Here is a 16,961-nt window from a genome sequence, read left to right as displayed (position 1 = left end):
CTTGACCGAACCGAAGGTCCGCGTCGTCGTCGCCGACGACCACACGGTGATGCGCGGCGGGGTCGTCGCGCTGCTGGCGGCCGAGCCGACGCTCGACGTCGTCGGGGAGGCCGGCGACGGCCGGGCCGCCGTCGCGCTCGTCGAGGAGCTGCGGCCGGACGTGGCGCTGCTCGACCTGCGGATGCCCGTCCTGGACGGCGCGGGCGCCACCGCCCGGATCGTCGCGGGCCCGGCCCCCACCCGGGTGCTGATCCTGACGACCTACGACACCGACGCCGAGATCGAGAGCGCGGTCGAGGCGGGCGCGATCGGCTACCTGCTGAAGGACGCGACCCGCGAGCAGCTCGTCGCCGCGCTGCACGCCGCCGCCCGCGGCGAGACGGTGCTGGCGCCGCGCGTCGCGCAGCGGCTCGTCGCGCGGCTGCGGCGCCCCGACCCGGCGACGCTGACCGCCCGCGAGGCGGAGGTCCTGCGGGCGGTCGCGGACGGGCTGTCGAACGCCGAGATCGGGCGGCGGCTGGTCATCGCGGAGGCCACCGTGAAGACCCACCTGCTGCGGGCGTTCGCGAAGCTGGACGCCCGCGACCGCACGCACGCGGTCGTCGTCGCGATGGAGCGCGGCCTCCTGCGTCCCCGCCCCTGACGGCCGCCGGCCGGGCGCCCCGGCGGCCGTCGCGCCCCGGCGGCTACTCGGCGCTCGCGACCGACAGGCCGCGCAGGCGGAACACCGCGAGGAACGCGCCGGCGAGCGTCACCGCGACCAGCAGGACGATCGACAGGGTCAGGCCGACCGACGACTCCACCATCGTCGCCGAGGTCAGCGAGTCGGTCACCGACAGGGCCCACGCCTGGACGGACGCGGACTTGGCGCCCGGCGCGAAGCTCGCCAGCAGCGACTCCCACACCAGCGCGTACAGCAGCCCGATCGTGACGGCGTTGCGGCTGGCCACCGCGAGCGCCACGAAGATCGCGCTGTAGGCGACGCCGCCGGCGAGGACGCCCACCGTGTAGGAGACGGTCACGCCCGCGGTCGTCCCGGCCAGCAGGATCCCGGCGAGCAGCGTCGGGACGACCGCGAACGCCGTGACCAGCACGATCGCGACCACCAGCTTCGTCAGCACGATCACCTGGCGCGGGATCGGCTTGGTCAGCACGTACATGATCTGGCCGTCGTCGATCTCCGGACCGATCACGCCGGTGCCCGCGATCAGCGCGAGCAGCGGCAGCAGCGCCGCGAGCCCGAACTGCTGCAGCACGAGCGTCGCGGTCTCGAGGTCGTCGTTGCCGGTCATCCGGAGGCCGAGCGAGAGCGCCACCAGGACGGCGGGCAGCGCGAGCAGCAGCAGCGCGCGGCGGCGGCCGAGCATCGACCGGAAGGTGATCGTCGCGATCGTCGCGTTCATTTCGCCACCAGGTAGGAGAAGACGCTTTCGAGGGACTCGTCGGCGGGCGAGACCTCCCACAGCCGCACGTCCGCCTGCTTCGCGACCTGCGGGAGCAGCCACGTGAACCGCTGGAAGTCGGTCGCCTCGACCTGCAGTCCCTTGTCGGTGAGCTGGACGCTGCGCGCCGAGCCGTCCGCGATGATCGCGGCGGCGAGCGCGCGGTCGTCGCCGGACCGGACGACGAACACGTGCGGCCGGTCGGTCATCAGCCGGCGGATCCGGCGGAAGTCGCCGGACGCGGCGTGCCGCCCCGCGACGATGACCTCGATGTGCCCGGCGAGCCGCTCGACCTCTTCCAGGATGTGCGAGGAGAACAGGATCGTGCGTCCCTCGTCGGCCATCCGCCGGATGAGGTCCATGAGCTGGAGCCGCTGCCGCGGGTCCATGCCGTTGAACGGCTCGTCCAGGAGCAGGACGGGCGGGTCGTGCACGAGCGCGGACGCCATCTTGATCCGCTGCTTCATGCCCTTGGAGTAGTTGCCGATCGCGCGGTCGGCCGCGTAGTCCATCTCGACGAGCCCGATCGCGCGGCGCGCCGCGGCGTCCGGATCGCGCAGCTTGTGCAGCTTCGCCATCGCCTGGATGAACTGGGCGCCGGTGAGGAAGTCGTAGGCCGCCTCCCGCTCCGGCACCAGCCCGAGGTTCCGGTAGACGCCCGGGTTCCGCCAGACCGGCGCGCCGTCCAGGGTGACCGCCCCGGACGACGGCGCGAGGAAGCCGCCCATCATGTGGATGATCGTCGACTTCCCGGCGCCGTTCGGGCCGAGCAGCCCGGTGACGCCCGGGCCGATCGTCATCGACACCCCGTTGACGGCGACGACGTTGCCGTACCAGCGGGACACGTTCTCCAGCTTCAGCTCGCTCACGACAGGCCCGCCTTCCGGAACCGGCGGTACAGGACCGCGATCGAGCCGAGGACGAGGGCGCAGCACAGCGCGAGCGCGGCCAGGCCGCCGCCGATGCCCGGCGCCACCGCGTAGGACGGGTCCGCGCCGAGCAGCCGCACCTGGACGGTGTCGACCAGGTCGAACGGGGCGGCCAGCGACATCCAGCTCTGCAGGGTGAAGTTGCCCTGCACCTCGGCGAGGGTCTGCACGATCGCCGCGAAGGCGACCGACAGCATGTACACGGCGATGACGGCCGCGACGCCGAACCCGCGGCGGGGCGTGAACGCGGCGACCACCATGCCGATCGCGGCGAGCACGAGCGCGAACAGCGCGCAGCCGACGAGGGCCGTCAGGTAGTCGAGGAGCTGGCGTCCCGAGTCGGGCGCCCGCGCGACCAGCCCGCCCGCGTACAGCACGGTGATCGGCACCGCGGTGATCGCCAGCAGCGCGGTCGCCATCGCGCCGATCTTGGCGAGGACGAAGTCCAGGTGGTCGATCGGCCGGGAGAAGTACAGCGGGACGACGTGGAAGCGCAGCTCCCGCGAGGCCAGCACGGGCGCCTGCGTCGCCGTGAAGATCGCGATGACGACCTGCATGATCACCGCGTACGTCGCGTACGGGATGAGCGCGTCCTCCTGCTTGGTGAGCGCGAACGCGGCGACCGACCCGGCGGCCGGCAGCAGCATGATCGCGCCGAGCAGGAACGGCATGATCTTGGCGCGGGCGGGACGGCCCAGCCCGAACGCCGCCCGCAGGTTGTGGACGTACAGCGACCGCAGCACGTACCCGCGGCCGTTGCGGCGGCCGTCGTAGTGCCGGTAGCCGATGTCGTGAATCGTGCTCGTGCTCATCGGGGCGCCCCCTGCGACTCCGGCGGGACGGGCGATTCCGGCGGGACCGGCGCGGCCTGCGCCTGCGCCTGCGCCTGCGCCTGCGCCTGCGCGGCGAGCGCCGCCGGGTCGTCCTGGAAGACCTCCTCGATGCGGTGCCGGCGCTGCTCCATCCGGATCAGCCGCAGCCCCAGGTCGGCGACGCCGTCCCGCACGAGGTCGTAGGTGGACTCCCCGACGATGTCGACGACGAGGAACCGCCCCTCGTCCCGCGCGTCCACCCCGTGCTCGCGCAGGACGCGGCCCAGCTCGTCCCGTCCCTCCTCGACCTCCACGGTGAGGGCGCCGGACGCCTCGGTGTACGCCTCGACGGCCTGCGAGCGCAGCAGCTTCCCGCCGTCGATAATGACCACGTGGTCGCAGACGCGTTCCAGCTCGCCCAGCAGGTGCGAGGTGACCAGGACGCTGATCCCGAACTCGGCGCCGATGCGGCGGATCAGGTCGAGCATCTCGTCCCGTCCGGCGGGGTCGAGGCCGTTGGTGGGCTCGTCCAGGAACACCAGCTTGGGGTCGTGGACGAGCGCCTGCGCGAGCTTCACCCGTTGGCGCATGCCCGTGGAGTACCCGCCCATCGGGCGGTACCGCTCCTCGTACAGGCCGACGTGCCGGAGCGTGTCGGCGGCGCGCTCGCGGGCGGCGGTGGCGGGCAGCCCGCACATCCGCGCCATGTGCACGACGAACTCGGTCGCGGAGATGTCCGGCGGCAGGCACTCGTACTCGGGCATGAACCCGACGTTCTCCCGGATGCGGACGCCCTCGCGCGCGATGTCGAGCCCGAGCACGCTCGCCGTCCCGGCCGTGGGCGGCTGCAGCCCCAGCAGGATCTTGATGAGCGTGGACTTCCCGGCGCCGTTGGCGCCGACGAGCCCGACGACGCCCGGTTCGACGGCCACGTTCAGGTCGTCGAGGGCGGTCACCCGGGGGAACCTCATCGTGAGGCCCTGGGTGGCGATGATCGGCATGGCGCCGAACCTATCGCCTGTGTTGTCCGCCCACGTCACCCTTAGGTACGAACCTCCGCGCCATGAGTCTGATTTCGCATCGACCAAAGTCAGCCCCCGGCACGAGGCTCACGAAACGGGCCGTCCGGTCGAGGTGACGTGCTCGCGGCGGCGCAGCACGAGCCCCCACACGACCCGTTGCAGCAGCAGCGTGACCGTCCCGGCGATGATCATCCCGCTGAAATTGAGGACGAGCTGCAGCAGCGACCCCTCGATCTCGCTCACGTGCTTCAGCGCCAGCGCGACCCCGAGGTTGCCCGCCGCGGGCACGGTCGTCACGGAGATGAACACCCCGACGAGCGTCGAGGACTTCCCGGCGGTCAGCGACAGCACCCCGGCGGCGCCCGCGAGCAGCGCGACGATGAACGACCAGCGGTCCGGGCTGTAGATGAACGCGGTGAGCGGCCGCTCCGCGGGCAGCTCCGACATCTCGATCACCCCGGCCCACCGGCTCAGCAGCGCGCACACGTACGTGGCGACGATCGCGACCGCGAACCCGGCGACCAGCGTGCGCACCGCGGTGACGATGTGCCACGGCCGCAGCCGGACGATCCCGTAGCAGATCGACGCGACGGCGGCGAACTCCGGCCCGAGCACCATCGCGCCCACCACCAGGATCGGCGAGTCGATCAGCGCGGCGACCGCGGCGATCTGCGTCGCCAGCACGAGGAACGCGATGAACGACCAGGTCAGCGCCGCACCCTCGGTGACCTGGCGGTCGAGTTCGTCCCACACGACGGCGTCGTCGCCGTGCCCGGGGGCGCGCCGCTCGGCGCGCGCGGCCACCCGCGACATCGACAGGTCGATCCGCTCCATCGCGATCGAGCCGTCCCGGTCGACGCCGAGCGCCTGCAACGCGTCCAGCACCTCGTTGGCCGACTCGCGGGCGACGTCCCCGGTCACCAGATCGCCGGACGGCGCCAGCGCGGCGCCCCGGACGACCACGATGTTCGTGGCCCCGTCGCAGTCGGCGAGCGCCTTGCAGGCGGCGTCCGTCCGGTCCGGCGGGACGATCGCTCTCATGTGCAGCACGCCCACATCCTGCCCCGGACGGGCCGCCCGCATGACGGGTTCGCGGCGGCGTACGGTGAGATCCGGCATGACGGGTATATCCACCGAAACCCCCAGGACGGTGACGATGGCACGCACGGCGAGCGCGGCGGCGGGGCTCGCGCTGGCCGCCTCCCTGGCGGCGGCCTGCAGCGCGGACGTGGGCATCTCGGACGCCGGCACGCCCGCGCCGTCCGGCTCCTCCGCACCGTCCGCCACGACCGGCGGCGGGGAGGCCGAGGCCCGCGCGGCGCTCGCGGAGCTGCGCGTGGCGGAGGAGGGCGACGGCGCCGGCTACGAGCGCGGCGAGTTCGGCGTGCGCTGGAAGGACGTCGACCGCAACGGCTGCGACCAGCGCAACGACATCCTCGCCCGGTATCTGGAGAACGTCCGCAAGCGCGGCGACTGCGTCGTCGTCGCCGGTCTCCTGCACGACCCCTACACCGGCAAGGAGATCACCTTCACCAAGGCCGACGCCGCCGAGGTGCAGATCGACCACGTGTACCCGCTCGCGCTCGCGTGGCGGATGGGCGCCTCCGAGTGGACCGAGCGACGGCGCGAGGAGTTCGCCAACGACCACACGAACCTGCTCGCGGTGTGGGGCGTGGCCAACGGGCAGAAGGGCGACTCCGGTCCCGGCGAGTGGAAGCCCCGGAAGGCGTACCAGTGCGACTACGCGATCAAGTACATCGGGGTCGCCGCCGAGGCCTTCCTGCCCGTCACCGCCGCCGACAAGCGCGCGCTCGACGGCTTCCTCGACCGCTGCTGACCGCGCCCGTCCTATGCTCGACCCATGAGCGAATCCAGCGAGCGGGACGAGCGGGAGTCCGCCGGACGGGACGAGCGTCCGCGCGTCCGGACGGAGCGCGCCGTGGGCGCCCGCGCCACCGGCGCCACCACCACCGGCGCGTCCGCCACCGGGCTCGACCTGCGCCTCGGCAACGCGTTCGGGTCGCTCGCGATGGGCTCGATGGCGCTCGGGGCGATCGCCGTCGGCGCCGTCGCGATCGGCAGGCTCGTCGTCAAGCGCGATCGTCGAGCACCTGGAGGCGGGGACCGTCGAGATCAAGCACCTCAAGGTCGGCCGCCTCGACATCGAGCAGCACTGAGCCCCCGCCCGGCCGTCCGCCCCGGCTCGGGGCGGACGGCCCGGGGCCCTAGCCGAGGGTGGTGCGGACGACGCCCGCCAGGTGCTCGGCCACGCTCTGCGCCTGGTCCTGCGACGCCGCCTCGACCATCACGCGGACCATCGCCTCGGTGCCGCTCGGCCTGATCAGCACCCGTCCGGTCTCGCCCAGGTCCGCCTCGGCGGCGGCGACGGCGGCGGCCAGCTCGGGAGACGTCTTCGCGCGGGTCTTGTCGACGTCCTTGACGTTGACGAGCACCTGCGGCAGCCGCGTCATCGCCTTCGCGAGCTCGTCCAGCGGACGGCCGCGGCGCGCCATCGCGGCGAGGAGCCGCAGCCCGGTCAGCACCCCGTCGCCGGTGGTGGCGTGGTCGAGCAGGATGACGTGCCCGGACTGCTCGCCGCCGAAGACGAACCCGCCCGCCTTCATCGCCTCCAGCACGTACCGGTCGCCGACCGCGGTCTCCACGACCGTGATCCCGGCCTCCCGCATCGCGAGCTTGAAGCCCAGGTTCGACATCACGGTCGCGACGACCGTGTCGTTGACGAGCGCCCCGGACTCGCGCATCTCCAGCGCCAGGATCGCCATGATCTGGTCGCCGTCGACGACCTCGCCCGCGGCGGTCACCGCCAGGCAGCGGTCGGCGTCGCCGTCGTTGGCGATCCCGGCGTCGGCACCGTGCTCGCGGACGGCGGCGCGCAGCGCGTCCAGGTGCGTCGAACCGCACCCGGAGTTGATGTTGAGCCCGTCCGGCGCGGTGCCGATCGTGACGACCTCGGCGCCCGCCCGGCGCAGCGCCTCGGGCGCGACGTCCGACGACGCCCCGTTCGCGCAGTCGACGACGACGCGCAGCCCGTCCAGCGACACCGGGACGGACGCGACGAGGTGCGCCACGTACTGCTCGACGGCGCCGTGCGCGTCGCGGACGCGGCCGACACCGGCGCCGGTCGGCCAGTCCCACTCCTCGCCGAGCCGCCCCTCGATGCGGTCCTCGGTCTCGTCGGGCAGCTTGTGGCCGTACCGGTCGAAGAACTTGATGCCGTTGTCGGGCGCCGGGTTGTGCGACGCCGACAGCATCACGCCGAGGTCGGCGTGCAGCTGGTGCGTCAGGTACGCGACGGCCGGGGTCGGCAGGACGCCGAGGCGCAGCACGTCCACGCCGGAGCTGGCCAGGCCCGCGACGACGGCCGCCTCGAGGAACTCGCCGGAGGCCCGCGGATCGCGGCCCACCACCGCCAGCGGCCGGTGCCCCCGGAACTCGCCCTGCTCGCCGAGGACCCGCGCCGCCGCGACGGACAGGTCCATGGCGAGCCGGGCGGTCAGGTCACGGTTGGCGAGCCCCCGCACGCCGTCGGTCCCGAACAGACGAGCCACAGTTCAACTCCCGGATAGACGGAAAGACCGCCCGGACGGGACGGGGACGTGCGGCGTCCCGTCCGTTCCGCGCGGTCATGGAAAGCGAACGAACCGGAAAAAGCGGACGAGCCGCCGCACCCGGCGCGCCGACCATGGGGGTCGGCCACGGAGAAGCCATGGGGTGCGGCGGCTCGTGCCGTCGATCAACGCTTGCTGTACTGCGGAGCCTTGCGGGCCTTCTTGAGACCGGCCTTCTTGCGCTCCGGCACCCGCGCGTCGCGGGTGAGGAACCCGGCCTTCTTCAGCGCCGGGCGGTGCTCGATGTTGGCGAACTGCAGCGCGCGCGAGATGCCGAGGCGCAGCGCACCGGCCTGGCCGGTGGTGCCGCCGCCGTTCACCCGCGCGAGCACGTCGAACTGGCCCTCCAGGCCGAGCAGGACGAACGGCTCGTTCACGATCTGCTGGTGGACCTTGTTCGGGAAGTACTGGTCCAGCGTCCGGCCGTTGATCTTCCACTCACCGGTGCCCGGGACGATGCGCACCCGCGCGATGGCCTGCTTGCGGCGGCCGGTGCCGGCGGCCGGGCCGGTCGCGACCGGCTGGCCGAGGAAGCCCTCGCCCTCGGCCTCGGGGCTCTCGGTGGTGTACTCGGACGGCGCGTCCTCGTACGAGTCGAACTCGACGCCCTCGGCGGGCGTCTCGGTGCCGGTGGACTCGTCCACGGTTCTCCTAGGTCTTCTGGCCGGGGCGGCCGGCCCGATCATCGGGTGCCCCGGCGGCCACTCTTTCCTTACCGCACACGCGGGCGCGTGCACGGACCCAGCTGACTGCTCCCCGCGCACTCCCGTACGCGCGGCCCCGGCCGGTCGCCGACCGCACACACTCGCGTGCGCGAAGCCGACAGGTCGCCCGTCGCACACTCGTGTGTGCGAGACCGGCCGACCGCTGGTCGCACACACTCGCGGGCGCGGGTGCGCGCGTATCCAGCCGGTTGCTGGTCGCCCGCACTCGTGAGCGCGGGCGCGTGCGGAACCGGGCGGCTGCAGGGCGCCCCGCGCCCGGAGGCCGACCGGACCTTCATCACTTGGCGGTCTGGCTGATCTGCGTGATCTCGAACGGGACCGGCTTCTGCGCCTGGTGCGGGTGCTCCGGACCGGCGTAGACCTTCACCTTGCGGAACATCTGCCGGCCGAGGGTGGTCTTGGGCAGCATGCCCTTGATCGCCTTCTCGACGGCCCGCTCGGGGTTCTTGGCCAGCAGGTCGGCGTAGTTCACCGAACGCAGCCCGCCCGGGTAGCCCGAGTGCCGGTACGCCCGCTTCTGCTCCAGCTTGTTGCCGGACAGCGACACCTTGTCGGCGTTCACGATGACGACGAAGTCACCGGTGTCGAGGTGGGGAGCGTAGATCGGCTTGTGCTTACCCCGAAGCAGTTGCGCGACATGACTGGCGAGACGGCCCAGCACGACATCGGTCGCGTCGATGACGTACCACTGACGCTGAACGTCAGCGGGCTTAGGGGTGTACGTGCGCACGGTCGTCAGCCTTCGTTTCTCGTCGACTTTCTGAGCGGATCTCCTGCTCGCGCCGATCGGGCTCGTTCACGTTCCGATCGGGCGCTCCGGGAGGCCGGGGCCCGTGCGAGCGCACATGGGGCACACCGACACGTGGATGCCGTCGTCATCCCGCCACCCGGGCAGGCGCCGACGCATACAACAAACCCGCAGGATACTCGGCCGCGCGGGCGCGGGTCAAAGCGAGTAGCCGTGACAGTCTCCCAGCCGCCTACCAGTATGCCCCACGCGCCGCCCCGTTCCGGACCGGGGGCCGGCCCGCGGGGTGCACGGGTTGCGGACGGGACGGTTGCGGAGCGTGTGCGCGACGTGCAGGAAACGCCATTTTGCCGGATTCTCCTTACTCAGGGCTACATATCGAGGTAAGGTGCCGCCGACCGGTCCCCCGCCGGCGTACCGGCGTACGCCGGCCAGCCCCCGGGAGCCTCCGCTGTCCACTCCCCGCAGACCCGGCCGCCCCGCCGGGCGTCCCCAGCACCAGGGCGACGGCCGCCCCGGCCGGCCCAGTCAGCCCGGCCCCCGTCCGGGCGCCGCACCGCCGCGGCGTCCCGGCCCCGCCGACGACACGCTGGTCGCCCGCGGGCGACCGCGCCCCGGCTCCGTCCCGCCCGGCCGCCGGCCCGCGCCCGGCAAGCGCCCGCGACGGCGGCTGCGCACGGTCGTCACCGTCGGCGCCACCGTCGCCGCGTCCGCGCTCGCCATCGGCACCGGCGTCGCGCTCGACCGCCTCGTGCTGCCCGCGCAGGCCCCCGAGCCGGCCGCCGCGTCCGACGCGCTGCCCGAGGACCGGCCCGCGCCCGCCCCGTCCGGGTCCGGGTCCGGCGGCGCTCCGTCGCCGGAGGCCCCCGCGAACGCGGCGGCGCCGTCCGCGTCCGAGCGGCCGCCGCCGCTCAAGACGATGAGCGCGGCGCCGGCCCCGACCCCCACGCCGTCCACGTCGCGTCCGGCGCGGCCCACCGAGGACGCACCGTCCGGCGGATCGTCCTCCGGCGGGTCGGCGGGCTCGGGCGGTTCGGAGGGCTCGCAGACGTTCCGGACGGACGGCGCGACCTCCGTCGAGAGCGCCGTGGTCCGGCTCACGAACGCCGAGCGCGCCGACGCGGGATGCTCCGCGCTGCGCGTGGACGAGCGCCTGATGGCCGCCGCCGAGAAGCACTCCGCCGACATGGCCGCCAACGATTACTTCAGCCACACCTCCCAGAACGGCGACACCCCCTGGGACCGCATGGAGGCCGCCGGCTACTCCAGCCCCGGAGCGGAGAACATCGCCAAGGGGTACGGCAGCGCCGAGGCCGTCGTGCGCGGGTGGATGGACAGCCCCGGCCACCGCCGCAACATCCTCAACTGCGACCTCCGCGCGATCGGGGTCGGGATGGTCGACGGCCCGGGCGGCAAGCTGTGGACGCAGAACTTCGGCTGGAAGTGACGCGTCCGGGGTTCGGTATGGTCCACGACATGGGTTACCCGGGTGATCAGCGCAAGCACGGCTCGCCGTGGCCGCCGCAGTCGCCGTACGGTCCCGGAGACGACCGTCCGTACGACGGCCCCCACGACGGCCCCTACGACGGCCCGCCGGGCCCGTTCGACCAGGGACCGGCCCCCTACGGCGGCCCGGACGACCACGGGTTCGCCTACGGCGGCGGGTTCGACCGCGAAGACCGGTACGACCGGTACGACGACGACGGCGGCGGGCCGCCACGGCGGCGGCGCGGCCTGATCATCGTCGGGGCCGTCGTCGCGGGCCTCGTCCTCATCGGCGGCGGGGTCGCCCTCTCATCGACGCTGGGCGGCTCCGAGGAGCCGGCCGCGGCCTCGTCCCCGGCCCCGTCCACGACCCCGCCCACGCCGACCCCGTCCGTCGCGCTGTCGCCGGTGAAGCTGCAGAGCCGCACCACCGACCCGGCGCCGCTGACGCTCAAGGAGGTCTTCGGCAACGGCAAGTTCGAGGTGGACGACCACAAGTACGCACGCACGGCCTGGCACTCCGGGAAGGAGTGCAACGGCGTCGTCGGCGGAGACGCGCTGGACGCGGCCGTGAAGAAGGGCGACTGCACCCAGGCCCTGCGCGCGACGTACGCCATCAGCGGCGGCGCGCTCATCGGGACGCTCGGCGTCCTCAACCTCGAGTCCGCGGCGCACGCGAAGGCCGCCGAGAAGGCGGCCCAGGCCGACGACGCCTACCTGCTGGCCCTCCCCGGCACGGGCATCACCAAGACGAACGGCAAGGGCCTCGCGCTCGGCACCGCCCAGGCCCGCGGCCACTACCTGGTCATGACCTGGGTGCAGCGCCCCAACGGCAAGACCATCGCCACGAAGCACCACGACACCGTCCGGCTCTTCGGAACCGAGATCTACAAGGGCAGCAACCTCTCGCTGGCCCTGCACTACAGAGAAACCGAGGGCAAGCCGTTCCAGAACGGCGAGGGGGAGTGAGTCTTGGCCTCACGTCCCCTCACCCCGCGCGCCCCTCGGACACCAGCACCCTCGAACCTTCCTCCAACGGTGACCGGTTTGAATACCCTCTCGTCTTATGTCTGGACCTGAAGACACCCGGGAGACGGGCGAGGAGGCGGACTCGTCCGCCGCCGCCCCGTCCGCGCCGCCCTCCTTCGGCGGCGCGACTCCCCCGGCCGGCGCCACGGCCGACGCCCCGGCCGTCCCGCCGGCCGACGGGGCCGAGGCGCCCGCGCCCACGGCCCCCCGGCTCCCCCCGTTCGGCCTCGAGGCCCCCTGGTGGGCGTCCGACTCCACCGAGGCCGCACCCGAACCGGTGACGGACGACGCCACCCGCGAGGCCACCCGCGAGCGGGCGCCCGAGGGAGGCGGCCCGCGAAGCGCCGCGTCCCCGCCGCCGGGCACGCTGGTCGCCGGGGTCGGCATCCCGCGGGTGGACTCGCGCGGCGCCGTGCCCGCCGAGCCGCTGGTGCCGCCGGCGCCGTCCACGTTCACCGAGACCGACCCCGACGGCATCCCGGCCGTCCGTCCCGACGCGGTCCCGCCGCCCCGCGCGGGCGCGGAGCCCGCGGCGGCGCCCGTCCCCGAGCCGGCGCAGGCCGTCGTCGCCGCGCCGAACGGGGCCCCCGCGGCCCCCGTGCGGGAGGCGGCGCCCGAGCCCGTCCCGCCCGCGGAGCCCGCACCCTCGGCGTTCGAGCGCGCCAGGGAGGCCGAGAAGGTGTCCGCGTCGGCGGCGCCGGTCCTCGTCCCGGACGCGATCCTGCCCCGCGGCGTCCTTCCGCCGAGCGGGGAGAGCGGCCCGCACCCGCGGTCGGACGGCGGGGAGGAACCGCCGGTCGGCACGCCCGGCCACCACGAGCAGGGCGCACCGGCCACGGACCCCCCGCCGCCTCCGGGCGGGACGGACGGTGCCGGCGGCAAGGCCGCGAAGGGGCCCGGCAAACGGCGGACGCTGCTGATCGGCGGCGGCGCGGCGGTCGTGCTGGCCGCGGTCATCGCACTGTTCGCCGTCGGCGGAACGGGCTCATCGGACGACGGCGCCACCCGCGAGGCCGCCGAGCGTCCGGTGCAGACCCCCACCTCCCCGGCCCCCGCGCAGGGCGGGCAGGCACCGCCGCCGCCCGCCCCCGACCCGAGCCCGCTGAAGATCGACGGCGAGCGGACCGACCCGAAGCCGCTCGAGTTCACCGAGGTCTTCCCCACTCCGACGATCACGCTCGGCGGGCACGCCTACCGGCTCGACCGCCGGTCCATCAACCGCGACCTGAAGTACGCGGCGAACGGGGCGATGCTGCAGGCCCTGCAGCGGCAGCAGTGCCGCAAGATCGTCCGGGCGACCTACCTCGATCCCGAACGCTCCATCGCGGTCACGTCCGGGATCGCGGTGATGCCGACGAAGGACGCCGCCGTCACCGTCAGCCGGGCCGGGGACCCCGCGCGCTACCAGTGGTTCCGCGGCATGCCGGGCGAGCACACCGCCGGCATGGACCGCGCGGGCGGCTACGCGGCGACGACCGTCCGCGGACGGTACGTCGTGTACGCGTACGTGCAGCGCACCGACGGAAGGCCCGTCCAGCCCGGGGACCAGGCCGCCAAGCAGGCCGCGCAGCAGTTCATCGACCACAACATCCGCCCCCTCGACACGAGGGCCCGCGGCTGACGCGGGTGGAGCGCCGCCCGGACCGTCCCGCTCAGGACGCGCCGCCGGGCGGCGCCTCCGCGCCCTCCGCCAGCTCCGCCTCGGCGGCCTCCGCGGCGGCCACGGCCGCAGCGGCGTTCAGGGTGCGGACGCGGCGGGTCTCCTGCGCGCGGCGCGCCAGGTCCTCGTCCTGGGGGTAGCGGATCTCCTCCAGCGACAGGCCGTGCGCGGGCGCCACGTTGACCGCCGAGTCCCGGACGCGCGCCGACAGCACCTGCGCGGGCCAGTCGACGTCGCGGCGGCCGTCGCCGACCACCAGCATCGCGCCGACGAGCGCGCGGACCATCGAATGGCAGAACGCGTCCGCCTCGACGGTGGCGTGCGCGAGGTAGGGGTCGCGGTCGTCGCGGGCCCACTCGAACCGCAGCAGCTCCCGGATCGTCGTCGCGCCCTCCCGCTTGCGGCAGAACGCGGCGAAGTCGTGCTCGCCGACCAGCAGCCGCGCGGCCTCGTTGATCCGGTCGAGGTTGAGCGGCCGCGGGTGCCACAGGACGTCGTGGCGGCGCAGCGGCTCGACGCCGTTCGGGTTGTCGCACACCCGGTAGACGTAGCGGCGCGCCAGCGCCGAGAACCGGGCGTCGAACCCCTCCGGCGCCACCGACACCCGCCAGACGCGCACGTCCGGGGGGAGCAGCCCGGCGAGCCTGCGCGGCATCGTGCCGTTGACCGCCGAGTACGCGGCGACGGGCACCACCAGGTGCGCCACCTGGCCGCGCGCGTGGACGCCGGCGTCGGTGCGGCCGGCGACGGTGAGCATCGGGGGCGGGTCGAGCCGCAGCATCCGCGCCAGCGCGTCCTCGATGACGCCCTGGACGGTCCGCTGGTTCGGCTGCCGTGCCCAGCCCGCGAAGTCCGACCCGTCGTAGCCGATGTCGAGCCGGAGTCGTACCAGTGCGGTCATGTCGGTCGAACTACCCTGTCCCTCGCATTCCTCGCCCGTCCGGTGGGACGGGCACCGCCCTCGCTGAATCGGCGGACTCCTAACATGACCATGAACGCAAGTCTGGCAAAGATTCGGGCCCGCCGTCCTGTACCGGACGGCGGGCCCGTTTCAATGTCTTACCGAGAACGGCGGCCCGGAATATTACCGGGTCACTCCTTGCCGGACTCTTCCTTGCCCTCGGACGCCTCCGCGGGCTCCGCCGTCTCGGCCGTCGGGGCCTCGTCGGCGTCGGCCTTGGCGACGTCCTCCGCCGGCTCCTCCGCGGGCGCGGGCGCCGGGGCGGCGGTCGCGGCGGTGGCGGTGGACGGGGCGGCCGACAGCTGCTCCTGCACCAGCTCGATCACGGCCATCGGGGCGTTGTCGCCCTTGCGCGGCCCGATCTTGGTGATGCGCGTGTAGCCGCCGGGGCGGTTCTCGAAGCGCGGCGCGATCTCGGTGAAGAGCTCGTGCACGACGCCCTTGTCCCGGATGGTCTTGGCGACCAGGCGACGGTTGTGCAGGTCGCCCTTGCGCGCCTTCGTGATCAGCTTCTCCGCCAGCGGACGCACCCGCCGGGCCTTGGCCTCGGTGGTGGTGATGCTGCCGTGCTCGAAGAGCGCCGTGGCCAGGTTCGCCAGCATGAGGCGCTGGTGCGCGGCGGAACCGCCGAGGCGGGCACCCTTGGTGGGCTTGGGCATGGTGCTTCCTTCCTGCACCGGCCGTATCAGGTACCGGCGTCAGTCGAGCCGGCCGGCCGGGGAACGCTCCCCCGGCCGCCGGGTTCCGTTTCCTAGTACTGCTCGGTCTCGGCGTAGCTCTGGTCGTCGTCGCCGTAGTTGTCGGCCGCCGCGCTCGGGTCGAACCCGGGCGGGGAGTCCTTCAGCGAGAGGCTCATGTCGTTGAGCTTCTGCTTGACCTCTTCGATGGACTTGGCGCCGAAATTCCTTATATCCAGAAGGTCCTGCTCGCTGCGGGCGACCAGCTCGCCCACAGAGTGGATGCCCTCGCGCTTGAGGCAGTTGTAGGAGCGGACCGTGAGGTTCAGCTCCTCGATCGGCAGGGCGAGGTCCGCGGCGAGCGCGGCGTCCGTCGGGGACGGGCCCATGTCGATGCCCTCGGCCTCGACGTTGAGCTCCCGGGCCAGCCCGAACAGCTCGACGAGGGTCTTGCCGGCGGACGCGACGGCGTCGCGCGGCAGCATCGACTGCTTGGTCTCGACGTCCAGGATCAGACGGTCGAAGTCGGTGCGCTGCTCGACTCGGGTCGCCTCGACCTTGTAGACGACCTTGAGGACGGGCGAGTAGATCGAGTCGATCGGGATGCGGCCGATCTCCTGGCCCGGCTGCTTGTTCTGCGCGGCGGAGACGTAGCCGCGGCCGCGCTCGACCGTGAGCTCCATCTCCAGCTTCGCCTTGCCGTTCAGCGTGGCGATGCGCAGGTCGGGGTTGTGCACCTCGACACCGGCCGGCGGCGCGATGTCGGCGGCGGTCACGTCGCCCGGACCCTGCTTGCGCAGGTACATCACGACGGGCTCGTCGTGCTCGGAGGAGACGACGAGCTCCTTGAGGTTCAGGATGATGTCGGTGACATCCTCCTTGACGCCCGGCACGGTCGAGAACTCGTGCAGGACGCCCTCGATCCGGATGCTGGTGACGGCGGCGCCGGGGATCGAGGAGAGCAGCGTGCGGCGGAGCGAGTTGCCGATGGTGTAGCCGAAGCCCGGCTCCAGCGGCTCGATGGTGAACCGCGACCGGTACTCGTCGACCTGCTCTTCGGCGAGAGTGGGACGCTGAGCGATGAGCATGGTTGTGCCTTCTTCCCGCGGTGCCCGCTATTTGACGACCGCGATCGGAGTACTTCCGGGGAGTGTTCCCCGTTCCGCCGGGATCCCCACCTGTACGGGGATCCCGGCGGCCCCGAGCCCTTACTTGGAGTAGAGCTCGACGATCAGCTGCTCCTGGACGGGAGCGTCGATCTGCTGCCGGACCGGCAGCGAGTGCACGAAGATCCGCATCTTGTCGGCGTCCACGCCCAGCCACGCCGGGACCGGACGCTCGCCCGACTCGGCCTTGGCGACCTGGAACGGCGTCATCTCCAGCGACTTCGGCTTGACGTCGACGATGTCGGCCTCGCCGACGAGCGCCGACGGGATGTTGACCTTCCTGCCGTTGACCCGGATGTGTCCGTGCCGGATCAGCTGGCGGGCCATGTCGCGGGACTTGGCGAAGCCCCCGCGGTAGACCACGTTGTCCAGGCGGCGCTCCAGGAGGCCGAGCAGGTTGTCACCCGTCTTGCCGTCCTGGCGGTTCGCCTCGACGTAGTAGTTGCTGAACTGCCGCTCCAGCACGCCGTAGATGCGCTTGGCCTTCTGCTTCTCGCGAAGCTGCAGCAGGTACTCGGTCTCCTTCGGCCGACCGCGGCCGTGCTCACCCGGCGGGTAAGGACGGATCTCGATCGGGCACTTGGGGCCCTCGCACTTGCTGCCCTTGAGGAACAGCTTCATCTTCTCGCGGCGGCAGAGCTTGCAGTCCGCACCGGTGTAACGAGCCATTGTTCTA

At 73.1% G+C, this 16,961-nt stretch carries 18 protein-coding genes; 5 read left to right on the top strand and 13 right to left on the bottom strand.

Annotated elements, in window-relative coordinates; translation table 11 throughout:
• Position 1 precedes the first annotated feature (1 nt).
• Positions 2–643 (top strand): response regulator transcription factor, encoded by a 642-nt coding sequence (locus F7P10_RS25230; protein ID WP_151012819.1) that lies wholly within the window; start codon positions 2–4, stop codon positions 641–643.
• Between the two features lie 43 nt (positions 644–686).
• Here the strand turns inward: F7P10_RS25230 and F7P10_RS25225 are convergent, their stop codons facing one another.
• From F7P10_RS25225 to F7P10_RS25205, 5 genes are all read right to left on the bottom strand, one after another.
• Complete coding sequence (locus F7P10_RS25225; RefSeq protein WP_151012817.1) at positions 687–1,403, bottom strand: ABC transporter permease; 717 nt, start codon at positions 1,401–1,403, stop codon at positions 687–689.
• Positions 1,400–2,311 (bottom strand): ABC transporter ATP-binding protein, encoded by a 912-nt coding sequence (locus tag F7P10_RS25220; RefSeq protein WP_151012815.1) that lies wholly within the window; start codon positions 2,309–2,311, stop codon positions 1,400–1,402. The genes F7P10_RS25225 and F7P10_RS25220 overlap by 4 nt, the downstream gene beginning before the upstream one ends.
• Positions 2,308–3,183, bottom strand: coding sequence for an ABC transporter permease (locus tag F7P10_RS25215; protein WP_151012813.1), 876 nt, complete (start codon positions 3,181–3,183; stop codon positions 2,308–2,310). The genes F7P10_RS25220 and F7P10_RS25215 overlap by 4 nt, the downstream gene beginning before the upstream one ends.
• Complete coding sequence (locus F7P10_RS25210) at positions 3,180–4,184, bottom strand: ABC transporter ATP-binding protein (protein WP_151012811.1); 1,005 nt, start codon at positions 4,182–4,184, stop codon at positions 3,180–3,182. The genes F7P10_RS25215 and F7P10_RS25210 overlap by 4 nt, the downstream gene beginning before the upstream one ends.
• A 108-nt stretch (positions 4,185–4,292) precedes the next feature.
• A complete protein-coding gene (locus F7P10_RS25205) occupies positions 4,293–5,246 on the bottom strand; it encodes a DUF389 domain-containing protein (RefSeq protein WP_254716803.1) in 954 nt (317 codons plus the stop codon).
• 115 nt (positions 5,247–5,361) lie between these two features.
• On the opposite strand from F7P10_RS25205, the gene F7P10_RS25200 reads away from it, so the two are divergent.
• Entirely contained in the window at positions 5,362–6,042 is a 681-nt protein-coding gene (locus tag F7P10_RS25200) for an HNH endonuclease family protein (RefSeq protein ID WP_151012808.1), read from the top strand.
• Positions 6,043–6,053: 11 nt separating this feature from the next.
• Here the strand turns inward: F7P10_RS25200 and F7P10_RS42665 are convergent, their stop codons facing one another.
• The 4 genes from F7P10_RS42665 to rplM all read right to left on the bottom strand — a co-directional run bounded on the left by F7P10_RS42665 (position 6,054) and on the right by rplM (position 9,289).
• A complete protein-coding gene (locus tag F7P10_RS42665; RefSeq protein ID WP_176611647.1) occupies positions 6,054–6,299 on the bottom strand; it encodes a hypothetical protein in 246 nt (81 codons plus the stop codon).
• 131 nt (positions 6,300–6,430) lie between these two features.
• Positions 6,431–7,774, bottom strand: a complete 1,344-nt coding sequence (gene glmM / locus F7P10_RS25190; protein WP_151012806.1) for a phosphoglucosamine mutase — start codon at positions 7,772–7,774, stop codon at positions 6,431–6,433.
• Between the two features lie 185 nt (positions 7,775–7,959).
• Complete coding sequence (gene rpsI / locus F7P10_RS25185) at positions 7,960–8,478, bottom strand: 30S ribosomal protein S9 (protein ID WP_151012804.1); 519 nt, start codon at positions 8,476–8,478, stop codon at positions 7,960–7,962.
• Between the two features lie 358 nt (positions 8,479–8,836).
• A complete protein-coding gene (rplM, locus tag F7P10_RS25180) occupies positions 8,837–9,289 on the bottom strand; it encodes a 50S ribosomal protein L13 (RefSeq protein WP_151012802.1) in 453 nt (150 codons plus the stop codon).
• 406 nt (positions 9,290–9,695) lie between these two features.
• On the opposite strand from rplM, the gene F7P10_RS44610 reads away from it, so the two are divergent.
• The 3 genes from F7P10_RS44610 (at position 9,696) to F7P10_RS25160 (ending at position 13,442) form a co-directional block, all read left to right on the top strand.
• The gene (locus F7P10_RS44610) at positions 9,696–10,754 is read left to right on the top strand and encodes a CAP domain-containing protein (protein WP_151012800.1); all 1,059 of its coding nucleotides are present in this window, start codon (positions 9,696–9,698) and stop codon (positions 10,752–10,754) included.
• A 29-nt stretch (positions 10,755–10,783) separates the two neighbouring features.
• Positions 10,784–11,761: a hypothetical protein gene (locus tag F7P10_RS42660; protein WP_176611646.1), complete on the top strand. Its 978-nt coding sequence runs from the start codon at positions 10,784–10,786 to the stop codon at positions 11,759–11,761.
• 97 nt (positions 11,762–11,858) lie between these two features.
• Positions 11,859–13,442 carry a hypothetical protein gene (locus tag F7P10_RS25160; protein WP_151012794.1) on the top strand — a complete coding sequence of 528 codons (1,584 nt, stop codon included), beginning with the start codon at positions 11,859–11,861 and terminating at the stop codon, positions 13,440–13,442.
• A gap of 31 nt (positions 13,443–13,473) precedes the next feature.
• On the opposite strand, the gene truA is transcribed toward F7P10_RS25160, so the two are convergent.
• From truA to rpsD, 4 genes are all read right to left on the bottom strand, one after another.
• Positions 13,474–14,382 (bottom strand): tRNA pseudouridine(38-40) synthase TruA, encoded by a 909-nt coding sequence (gene truA / locus F7P10_RS25155; RefSeq protein WP_151012793.1) that lies wholly within the window; start codon positions 14,380–14,382, stop codon positions 13,474–13,476.
• 191 nt (positions 14,383–14,573) lie between these two features.
• Positions 14,574–15,101, bottom strand: a complete 528-nt coding sequence (gene rplQ / locus F7P10_RS25150; protein WP_151012791.1) for a 50S ribosomal protein L17 — start codon at positions 15,099–15,101, stop codon at positions 14,574–14,576.
• Between the two features lie 92 nt (positions 15,102–15,193).
• Positions 15,194–16,207: a DNA-directed RNA polymerase subunit alpha gene (locus tag F7P10_RS25145; protein ID WP_151012789.1), complete on the bottom strand. Its 1,014-nt coding sequence runs from the start codon at positions 16,205–16,207 to the stop codon at positions 15,194–15,196.
• Between the two features lie 120 nt (positions 16,208–16,327).
• The gene (gene rpsD / locus F7P10_RS25140) at positions 16,328–16,954 is read right to left on the bottom strand and encodes a 30S ribosomal protein S4 (RefSeq protein ID WP_151012786.1); all 627 of its coding nucleotides are present in this window, start codon (positions 16,952–16,954) and stop codon (positions 16,328–16,330) included.
• Positions 16,955–16,961 lie beyond the last annotated feature (7 nt).

The organism is Actinomadura sp. WMMB 499, from assembly GCF_008824145.1.
Taxonomy (GTDB): Bacteria; Actinomycetota; Actinomycetes; order Streptosporangiales; family Streptosporangiaceae; genus Spirillospora.
Note: the sequence above shows the minus strand (reverse complement) of the source record. Positions and strands in the feature narration are given on the sequence as shown.

Bases quoted from the DNA above. Each gene is read 5' to 3' on its own strand.
- F7P10_RS25225 (WP_151012817.1), bottom strand. From the start codon at position 1,403: ATGAACGCGACGATCGCGACGATCACCTTCCGGTCGATGCTCGGCCGC.
- F7P10_RS25215 (WP_151012813.1), bottom strand. From the start codon at position 3,183: ATGAGCACGAGCACGATTCACGACATCGGCTACCGGCACTACGACGGC.
- F7P10_RS25210 (WP_151012811.1), bottom strand. From the start codon at position 4,184: ATGCCGATCATCGCCACCCAGGGCCTCACGATGAGGTTCCCCCGGGTG.
- F7P10_RS25205 (WP_254716803.1), bottom strand. From the start codon at position 5,246: ATGAGAGCGATCGTCCCGCCGGACCGGACGGACGCCGCCTGCAAGGCG.
- F7P10_RS25200 (WP_151012808.1), top strand. From the start codon at position 5,362: ATGGCACGCACGGCGAGCGCGGCGGCGGGGCTCGCGCTGGCCGCCTCC.
- F7P10_RS42660 (WP_176611646.1), top strand. From the start codon at position 10,784: ATGGGTTACCCGGGTGATCAGCGCAAGCACGGCTCGCCGTGGCCGCCG.
- F7P10_RS25160 (WP_151012794.1), top strand. From the start codon at position 11,859: ATGTCTGGACCTGAAGACACCCGGGAGACGGGCGAGGAGGCGGACTCG.
- truA (WP_151012793.1), bottom strand. From the start codon at position 14,382: ATGACCGCACTGGTACGACTCCGGCTCGACATCGGCTACGACGGGTCG.
- rplQ (WP_151012791.1), bottom strand. From the start codon at position 15,101: ATGCCCAAGCCCACCAAGGGTGCCCGCCTCGGCGGTTCCGCCGCGCAC.
- F7P10_RS25145 (WP_151012789.1), bottom strand. From the start codon at position 16,207: ATGCTCATCGCTCAGCGTCCCACTCTCGCCGAAGAGCAGGTCGACGAG.
- rpsD (WP_151012786.1), bottom strand. From the start codon at position 16,954: ATGGCTCGTTACACCGGTGCGGACTGCAAGCTCTGCCGCCGCGAGAAG.